Origin of the sequence: Aeromonas sp. HMWF016, from assembly GCF_963878195.1 — a bacterium.
GTDB classification, from domain to species: domain Bacteria; phylum Pseudomonadota; class Gammaproteobacteria; order Enterobacterales; family Aeromonadaceae; genus Aeromonas; species Aeromonas lacus.
On the sequence record NZ_CAWNWX010000055.1, the window covers coordinates 1 to 9,084 of the forward strand.

8 protein-coding genes are annotated in these 9,084 nt (G+C 61.4%); 4 read left to right on the forward strand and 4 right to left on the reverse strand.

Features of this window, described 5'->3' with window-relative positions:
* Window positions 1-903 (forward strand): thiamine pyrophosphate-dependent enzyme (locus AACS24_RS08060; protein WP_258222897.1); only part of this gene is annotated, 903 nt, incomplete at its 5' end.
* 87 nt (window positions 904-990) lie between these two features.
* Here AACS24_RS08060 and AACS24_RS08065 read toward each other — a convergent pair.
* A complete protein-coding gene (locus AACS24_RS08065) occupies window positions 991-2,403 on the reverse strand; it encodes an MATE family efflux transporter (protein WP_108570609.1) in 1,413 nt (470 codons plus the stop codon).
* A gap of 73 nt (window positions 2,404-2,476) precedes the next feature.
* The gene (locus tag AACS24_RS08070) at window positions 2,477-3,415 is read right to left on the reverse strand and encodes a LysR family transcriptional regulator (protein WP_108570610.1); all 939 of its coding nucleotides are present in this window, start codon (window positions 3,413-3,415) and stop codon (window positions 2,477-2,479) included.
* A gap of 494 nt (window positions 3,416-3,909) precedes the next feature.
* On the opposite strand from AACS24_RS08070, the gene AACS24_RS08075 reads away from it, so the two are divergent.
* The gene (locus tag AACS24_RS08075) at window positions 3,910-5,202 is read left to right on the forward strand and encodes an HAAAP family serine/threonine permease (RefSeq protein WP_181364151.1); all 1,293 of its coding nucleotides are present in this window, start codon (window positions 3,910-3,912) and stop codon (window positions 5,200-5,202) included.
* Window positions 5,203-5,294: 92 nt separating this feature from the next.
* On the opposite strand, the gene AACS24_RS08080 is transcribed toward AACS24_RS08075, so the two are convergent.
* The gene (locus AACS24_RS08080; protein ID WP_108570611.1) at window positions 5,295-6,014 is read right to left on the reverse strand and encodes a substrate-binding periplasmic protein; all 720 of its coding nucleotides are present in this window, start codon (window positions 6,012-6,014) and stop codon (window positions 5,295-5,297) included.
* Between the two features lie 91 nt (window positions 6,015-6,105).
* Window positions 6,106-7,134, reverse strand: a complete 1,029-nt coding sequence (locus AACS24_RS08085) for an MBL fold metallo-hydrolase (RefSeq protein ID WP_108570612.1) — start codon at window positions 7,132-7,134, stop codon at window positions 6,106-6,108.
* Window positions 7,135-7,290: 156 nt separating this feature from the next.
* Between AACS24_RS08085 and AACS24_RS08090 the strand changes: the two genes are divergently transcribed.
* Together AACS24_RS08090 and yjeH are read left to right on the forward strand one after the other, a co-directional pair.
* On the forward strand, window positions 7,291-8,190 hold the full coding sequence (locus AACS24_RS08090) for a LysR family transcriptional regulator (protein WP_108570613.1): 900 nt from the start codon (window positions 7,291-7,293) through the stop codon (window positions 8,188-8,190).
* Between the two features lie 101 nt (window positions 8,191-8,291).
* Window positions 8,292-9,084 (forward strand): L-methionine/branched-chain amino acid transporter (yjeH, locus tag AACS24_RS08095; RefSeq protein ID WP_108570615.1); only part of this gene is annotated, 793 nt, incomplete at its 3' end.

The following is a 9,084-nucleotide window of genomic DNA, read 5'->3' on the forward strand; positions in this document are numbered from 1 at the left end:
GGGCTGTTCAACAACCAGCCGGGGGATCAGCTGCTGGCGGGGGCCGATCTGGTGATCGCCATCGGCTACAGCCCCATCGAGTACGACCCCGTGTTGTGGAATGGCGACCGGGTGCGCCGCATCCTCCATATCGATGTGCTGCCCGCCGATATCGACAGCTGCTACTGCCCGGCGGCGGAGCTGCTGGGATCGATCCGCGCCAACCTGCTGCAACTGACCCGTCGCATGGGGTCGCCCAAGCTGCGCATCCCCGAGGTGGATCGTCTGCTGCAAGGGGTGCGCCAGCAGCGGCTGCGGCTGGCGATGCGGGCCGACGATCTGCACGGCACGCCGGTGCACCCGCTGCGGATCGTGCGTGAGCTGCAGGATCTGGTGCGCGATGACATGACCCTCTGCGTCGACATGGGCAGCTTTCATATCTGGATCGCCCGCTACCTCTACAGCTTCCGCGCCCGTCAGGTGCTCATCTCCAACGGTCAGCAGACCATGGGGGTCGCCCTGCCGTGGGCCATCGGCGCTGCGCTGGTGCGGCCGGGGGAGAAGGTGATCTCGGTATCGGGGGATGGCAGCTTTATGCAGTCGAGCATGGAGCTGGAGACGGCGGTGCGGCTCAAGAGCAATATCGTGCACATCATCTGGGTCGATAACGGCTACAACATGGTGGCGATGCAGGAGCAGCAGAAGTATTGCCGCACCTCGGGCGTGTCGTTCGGTGCCATCGACTTCAAGCGCTACGCCGAATCGTTCGGGGCGGCCGGTTTTGCGGTGCGCTCGGCCGACGAGCTGCGCGCCACCCTGCGTGCCGCGCTGGCGGTGGAGGGGCCGGCCGTGGTGGCCATCCCGGTGGATTACTCCGACAACCCGGGGCTGATGGCCCAGCTCAGGCCAGAAGTGATGGCTTGAGTTTGCTCGGGCAGTGAGAGATGAAAAAAACCGGCATCAGGGATGCCGGTTTTTTTATGCCGATTTCAGACTGGGTTTGGGCAGAATTTAGCGAGCCAGCTGAATGGCGCCATCGGCCCTGATCGGCTTGGCGCGGCGCTTGGCTGTGGGGGCGCAGGCGCGCTTGAGGCGCAGCCATTCACGCCACAGCAGCCAGCAGAGCGGCAGGGTGAGTAGCAGCACGGTGGCCGGCTGGGCCATCAGCACCCCATCACGACCCCACAGCAGCGGCAGCAGGAAGATGAGCGGCAGCAGCAGCAAGGTTTTGGCCATCGAGATGACCAGCGCCTGACGGGTACGGGCCATGGATTGCAGCAGCACGATGCCGAACATGATGATCCCCTCCAGCGGAATGGCGCCCAGATTGAGCAGCAGACTGCTGACGGCGGCGGCCAGCAGCTCGGGGTCGTCATCGCCGGTATAGAGCATGGCCACCTGCTGGGGCAGCAGTTGGATGGTGATCCAGACCAGCATGCCGTAGATGAAGGTGAACTTGAGCCCCATCTCCATCAGATACTTGAGGTCGCGATTGCGCTTGGCCCCGGCCGCCTTGCTGATGAGTGGCTGAATGCCGAAGGCCAGCCCCTGCAGGATGACGATAAAGACCGCCTCGGTGTAACCGGCCACGGTAAAGCCGGCGAGATCCTTCACATTGCCATACACCATCAGCTGGCTGTTGTGCAGCATCAGCAGCAGGCCGAGGTTGAACTGGGCAATCAGGCTCGGCAGACCGGTAAAGAGCAGGTTCGGCACCGTGGGCAGGTTCGGCACCATGTCGCGCCAGCCGAGGCGCAGTCGGGCCCAGGGGGTAAAGAAGTAGCCAAGGCCGATCAGGCTCACCGCCCCTTCCGCCATCAGGGTCGCCTGGGCGGTACCGATCAGTCCCAGCCCCAGTCTGGCCACCATCACGTAGTTGAGCAGGATGTTGAGCACGGCGCCGCTGCTCACCAGCACCATGGCCAGTTTCGGGCGACCGTCGTTGCGCAGCAGATAGGGCACCGCCAGGTTGCTTGCCAGCAGCAGGGTACCGCCGCCAATCCAGAGCAGATAGTCACTCGCCTGCTTCCAGGTCTCGGTACCCTGCTCGATGCCGAGCCCCAGCAGAATATCGGTGTGGAGGTAATAGAGCAGGATGGGGGCGGTAATACCGAGCACCAGCAGCAGCCAGAGGGCATTGACCAGCGTCTTGCGCGCCAGTGCGAAGTTGCGGGCTCCCTGCTGGTAGGAGATGCCGGTGGCGGCACCCATGCTGATCATGGCGGCCAGACCGAGCAGCACCATGATGACCGGGTAGACCAGATTGATGCCGGCAAGACCGGCCGCCCCCACATAGTGGCCGACGAAGATGCCATCGACCAGGTAGTAGGCACCGGACACCAGCATGGCAAGGATCGAAGGGAGGGCATAGGCCCAGAAGCGACGGGTCATGGCCCGTTGCCGTAATGTGAAGTAGGCAGACATATCTGTTCTCTCGATGTGCTCGGTTATCGAACAGTTAGTCTAGATTAATACTTTTTTGGTGATAATCCGGTTTCTACTTGATGAATTGCTGAGTATTTCTCAGTAATCCGCTGTTTTGATAGTGCGCCTTGAGCATGTCGATCAGGATGCGCAGCCCGCTGCCAAGCTGATGGCGGCTCGGATAGAAGAGATAGAAGCCGGCAAAGGTGGGGCTCCAGGGCTCCAGCACAGTGATGAGTTTCCCCTCTGCCACTTTCTGGCTCACCTCCTCCTCAAGGCAGTAGGCCAGCCCCAACCCAGCTTCGGCAGCCCCCAGATAGAGGGCCGGCGTGCTGGTGGTGAGTGGCCCGGTTACCTCTATCTCCAGCAGGTTGCCATCGGCGGCAAAGGCCCAGCGGTAGTGGTGGTGCGGGGTGAGGCGATAGCCGATGCAGGCGTGGCGGCTCAGCTCGCTCGGGTGCTCCGGCGTGCCGTTTTGCGCCAGATAGGCGGGAGACCCCACCACCAGATAGCGCTGGGGCGGGCCGAGCGGAATGGCGATCATCTCCTTGGGCAGCAGATCCCCGTAAAAGAGGGCTGCATCGAAGCCATCCTCGATCATGCGCGGCATCAGCTCCTGCTCCACTACTTCCACCTGCATCCGCGGATAACGGGCCAGATAGTCGATGAGCACCGGCGCCAGCAGGCTGTCGATGGCGTTGCGCGGGGCGCAGAGCTTGAGCCGTCCCACCGGTTCATCGCTGTTGCGGGCCAGCTCGGCGAGCGCCTCTTCCAGGGTATTGAGGGTGGGGAGCAGCTGCTTAAGCAGCCGTTGGCCCGCTTCGGTCGGCACCACAGCCCGGGTACTGCGGTTGAGCAGCCGCACCCCCAGTCGCTCCTCCATCCCCTTCAGGCTATGGCTGATGGCAGAGGCGGAGACGCCGAGTTCGAGGGCGGCCTTGCTGAAACTGCGGTGGCGGGCGACGGCGGCAAACACCGCCAGTTCGGCGAGATCGGTACGGGTGATGGTCATCTTGAGTCAACAAAAAGGCGTGAGTCACAAGGGTACGCCAAGGGGATGCTGCATACAATCCACCCGAAAATGGCTGCTTGTTTTAAAAATGTAAACTATCAAAATTCATTGAATCCAGTGAAACTAATTTTAAATGTTAAAAAAAACTCACAACAAGGCGCTTTGAGTGTGATCTTAGTCGTCCGAAAGGCGACTCGAATCAAACTTTGGTTGATTAATTCAAAAAAACGCTGTGATTAATAAGGTCATTTAATTAAAGTCACCCCATCGAGAGAGACGCATGTTGTCGAGTTGTTAAGGCGAGCAGGTGTCCCCCCTCAGAGTCAAAAACTCATGCCGTTGTTTGTTGCATTCTTGTTGTTACATGGAGTGATGACCAGATTGCCGGGGCGTGAGAGCTACAGGGAAGAAGAGCAGGCGTTCCAGGGAGATGGAACCGGGCCAAGGCCCGAATGAACAAGAATCCCATTTTTCCTAGATGACAGGAACAACTTATGTCTGACATGAATATTGCAGCTGATGGTCGTGTAGCCAGCAACGCCGCTCGTGGCATCAACAAGGCCGATGTGGTCTGGATGCTGGGCCTGTACGGTACCGCAATCGGTGCCGGTGTGCTCTTCCTGCCGATCAACGCCGGTGTAGGTGGCCTGTGGCCGCTGGTTGCCATGCTGATCCTGGCCCTGCCGCTGACCTTCTTTGCCCACCGTGGCCTGACCCGCTTCGTGCTGTCCGGTTCTACCCGTGATGGCGACATCACCGAAGTAGTAGAAGAGCACTTCGGCAAGACCGCAGGCAAGTTCATCACCCTGCTCTACTTCTTTGCCATCTACCCGATCCTGCTGATGTATTCAGTAGCCATCACCAACACCGTCGAGAGCCTGATGGTTCACCAGCTGGGCATGACTGCACCTCCCCGTGCCATCCTGTCTCTGGCGCTGATCCTCGGTCTGATGGCGATCGTTCGCCTCGGCGGCCAGGTTATCGTCAAAGCGATGAGCGTGCTGGTATTCCCGTTCGTGATCACCCTGATGGGCCTGGCGCTCTACCTGATCCCGCACTGGAACGGTGCCATCATCACTGAAGCTCCGGCGCTGGGTGATGCCTTCAACGCCGACTTCATCAAGACCCTGTGGCTGGCTATCCCGGTAATGGTGTTCTCCTTCAACCACTCCCCGATCATCTCCTCCTTCGCGGTGGACAACAAAGGTCGTTACGGTGAAGGTGCCGAGAAGAAGTGCAGCAACATCCTGCTGGGCGCCCACGTCATGATGGTGATGACCGTTATGTTCTTCGTATTCAGCTGCGTTCTGAGCCTCTCCCCGGCTGACCTGGCTGCTGCCAAAGAACAGAACATCTCCATCCTGTCCTATTTGGCCAACCACTTCGACAACCCGGTTATCGCCACTGTGGCTCCGCTGATCGCCATGGTTGCCATCAGCAAATCCTTCCTGGGTCACTACCTGGGTGCGCAAGAGGGCATGAACGGTCTGATGGCCAAGTCCCTGCGTGAGAAGGGCAAGAACGTTGACGTCAAGCAGCTGAACAAAGTGACCGCGATCTTCATGATCCTGACCACCTGGGCCATCGCTACCATCAACCCGAGCATCCTCGGCATGATCGAAGATCTGGGCGGCCCCATCATCGCAATGCTGCTGTTCCTGATGCCGATGTACGCCATCGCCAAGGTTCCTGCCATGCGCAAATACGCTGGCAACATCAGCAACGGCTTCGTGACCATCATCGGCCTGATCGCCATGTCCGGTATCATCTACAAGCTGATTGCCTGATAACGCCGGTCAATCTGTTGAATGAAAAAGCCGCCTCGCAAGAGGCGGCTTTTTTTATGGCTGTTTGGGGGCTGCGAGCGGATGCAGCAGCGCTACTTCATCAGCTTCTTCACCTCGTCGCTGGCCAGCGCCTTGTTGAATTTGTCCCGCGCCTCCTTGCCCTTGGCGGAGTTGGTAAAGCAGACGTGGAGCGATTTGTCCTCGAGGATCTTGCTGTTGAAAGCGAGGTTGGCAGCGACCCCCTTGAGGTGGGGATCGCTCTCCAGCAGATAGGTCATCACGTTCTGGTCGATGACCGCCAGATCGAGCCGACCGTTGCCGAGCTTGAGCAGGTTCTGGCTGTCCGAGGATGTGGCATCGGCCGAGAGCGCCTTGCTGGCCACCTTCTGGTCAAACTCGGTGGTGTTGACGTAACCGGTGACGACCCCGATCTTCTTGCCCTTCAGGTCGTCCAGACTCTGCCAGCTCACCGGCTGATCGGCCCGCTGGGCAAAGCCGAGAGGGCCGTGACCGATGGGATCGGAGAAGAGGCAGCTGCTCTTGGGATCGAGGTACTCGGGGAAATAGCCCAGCACCTCGGGGTTGTTGGTCGCCTCGTCCACCGCCCGTTGCCAGGGGTAGAACTTGATGGTCAGCGGATCGCCGGCCAGGGCAAAGGCCGCGGTCACCACCTGACTGGTCTTGCCCTGTTCAGGCAGGCTGGCACTGGTGTAGGGGGGCCATTCAAGGCTGGTCAACTGCGCCGCCTGAGCGGCCGACATGCCGAGCAGGGGGAGGGTGGCCAGGGCGAGGTGCTTCCATTTCAGACTCATGAGATAACTCCTTGTGGTCAAACACCTCTTAAAGATAGCCCTGCGGTGCCGATTGCGGATGCCGACCATGGCTGGCCGCCATCCGTGTCACTTACTTGTTGTCGATATTCTCCGCCTGCCAGAGGGCGTAGCCCTTGCCGGAGGGCGTGGTGGGCAGGTCAATCTGCATCAGGTCGTTGCCGATGACGAACGGCCCTGTGTAGCGGGCGCGCAGATCCTGCGCCAGATCTTTGACCGAGATCTTGCCGTTGAGCCCGATATGGCTGAACACGGTCAGGGCCGGTCTGGCTTCGTTGAGAACGCGGGCGGCCTGCTCGGGGGAGGCGAGGTGACCGGCGATCGCCTTGTAGCCCGGGTTGGCCTTCATCTGCTCGGCAGAGGTCATGGAGACGCAGTGCACCAGCAGATCGGCTCCCTTGGCCTCTTTCACCACCTGCGGGCTGTAGCGGGTATCGCCGGAGAGCACCACGCTGTGGCCGTGGTAGTCGATGCGATAGCCAAACGACGGCTTGATGTTGACCCCGTGGTCGTTGTCAAAGGCGGTCACCTTGACCCCATCCCGGTCGTAGACCACCCCGGCAGTCACCTCGTGGCTGTTGATCTTCACCCCGTCCAGCGGCGTCCCCTCATCCTTGACCCGGGTAGCGATATCGGTGGCGTAGGCCTGCTGCAGGCCGCTCGCGAGGGCATTGGTGCCTTTGGGCCCGTAAAGTTCCATCGGCGCGTGGCGCTGGCCATAGGCCGGTTGCAGCCAGCCGGTCAGCCAGAGATCCGCCAGCCCGTTGGTGTGATCCGAGTGGAAGTGGGTGAGGAAGAAGGCGTTGACCCGACCGATGGGGATATGCAGCTGCCACAGGCGGGTGGCGGAGTTGCGGCCAAAATCGAACACCAGCTTCTGGTTGCCCGCCTCGACCAGAGTGCTGTAGCCGCCGCGGCTGATCTGGGGCACCGGGGTGCCGGTGCCAAGCAGGCTGACCCGGAAGATATCGGGCTGGGCTTGAGTTGCGGTCAGGGTGACGGGGGCGTTCTGCTGGGTGTTGATAAAGCTGCTCTCGGCAGCCTGGCTGACACCTGTGGCCAGCAGACCGACCAGCAGGGCGGCCAGATAGGTGCTTTTCATGGGGATATGTCCTGTTTTGTGACGTTGCTGGCCACTATATTGGTAACCAAAAGTGAGATAAATTGGCTAAAAATCATTTCTTACTAAACTTTTGGTTGTGAATCTGAGCCCTTGCCGCGGGCCAAATGGCCTTGAAACGGGCAAAAAGGAGGGGTTGTGGACCGATTGACCAGCATGCGTATCTTCACCCGGGTGGTGGATCTCGGCTCCTACAGCGCGGTGGCGAGCGAAGAGGGGATCAGCGCCCAGATGGTGGGCAAGCATGTGCTGGGGCTGGAGCAGTGGCTGGGGGGCAAGCTGTTTCACAAGACCACCCGCCAGCAGACCCTGACCGAGCTGGGCCAGCTCTTTCTGGCTCGCTGCCAGCGGGTACTGGAGGAGCTGGCGCTGACCGAGTCGCTCACCCAGACCCTGCTGGCCGAGCCGGCCGGACGGCTGCGCATCGCCGCCCCCCTCAGTTTTGGCCACCACCGGCTGGTGCCGCTGTTGCCCGCATTTCTCGACCGCTACCCCAAGCTGGAGGTGGATCTGCAGCTTACCCCGCGTTGGGTCGATCTGGTGGAGGAGGGATTCGATGCCGCCATCCGTACCCTGCGCCCGCAGGATGAGGCGCTCATTGCCCGCCCGCTGCTGACCCAGCACTACCGCCTCTGCGCGGCGCCCGATTACCTCAATCGCCACGGCGTGCCCCGTCATCCGGCCGATCTCGCTCGCCATCAGTGTCTGCACGGCAACTGGGGGGAGCACGAGCGCTGGCAGTTTGTCGGGGAGGATGGCCAGAGCGAGGAGGTGCGGGTCGCCTCGCGCCTGCGCATCAACCACTGGCCAGCCTTGTTGACAGCGGCACTGGCTGGCGCCGGCATCACCTTGCAGCCCGCCGGACAGGTGCGTGACCATATCGCTGCGGGACGTCTGCTGCCGCTGCTTGGCCATTATCAGAGTCCGGCCAAGACCCTCTACTTTATCTACCCGGCGGCGCGGCGGCAGGTACTCAAGATCACCCTGTTGGGCGATTTTCTGGCCGAATCCCTGCAAGCTGAGCCCGAGCCTGAATAAAAGGCTGCATATTCTCGCCACCGCGCTTAACCATCGTACTTAACAAAGGGGCGGGGCAGGCCTAACATGGCGGGATGTTTTTTTAGTCAGGACAAAAGGATATGTCTGGGTTGAAAAAGGATCTCGGGCTCTGGCAGGGGATGGGGCTGCTCGCCACCTCGCTGCTCGGCACCGGGATCTTCGTGGTGCCGGCGACCGCTGCCTCGCTGGCGGGCGGGGCCTCGCTCTGGGCCTGGCTGCTGCTGATTGCGCTGGTGCTGCCCATCGCCTTTACCTTCGCCCGCCTCGGTCGTCGCTATCCTCATGCGGGTGGTGCGCCACACCTGATTGGCCTTGCTTTTGGCAACGGCGCCGAGCGCTTCTCTGCTTTCCTCTTTCTGGCGGTGCTGCCGGTGGGGTTGCCCGCCGCCCTGATGATTGCCGCCGGTTTCTGGCACGCACTGTTCGAGATGGGGGAGTGGACCCTCTGGGCCATCCAGCTGCTCACCCTGCTCGGGGTCTTTCTGCTGGGGCTGCGCGGGGCGCGCTCCTCCGGCAACCTGCAACTGCTGATTGCGCTGGCCATTCTGGGGCTCACCCTGCTTATCTGGTTCAAGGGGGAGGTGAGCTGGCGTGACGCGGTCCGGCCGCTGCCGAGCGCTGACGAGTGGCCTGCCATGGCCACCGCGCTGGCGGTGATGTTCTGGTGTTTCGTCGGGCTCGAGGCCTTCGCCCATATGGGGGAGGAGTTCAAGCGGCCGGAGCGGGACTACCCCATCGCCCTGCTTGGCGGGGTGCTGCTGGCGGGGCTCATCTACTGGATCCACTCGCTGGTGGTGCTCAAGTACGGCCTCTACGGCGATGAGGCGAAAAATGCCACCGCCATCCCCTCCCTGCTGGCGCTGCTGTTCGGCC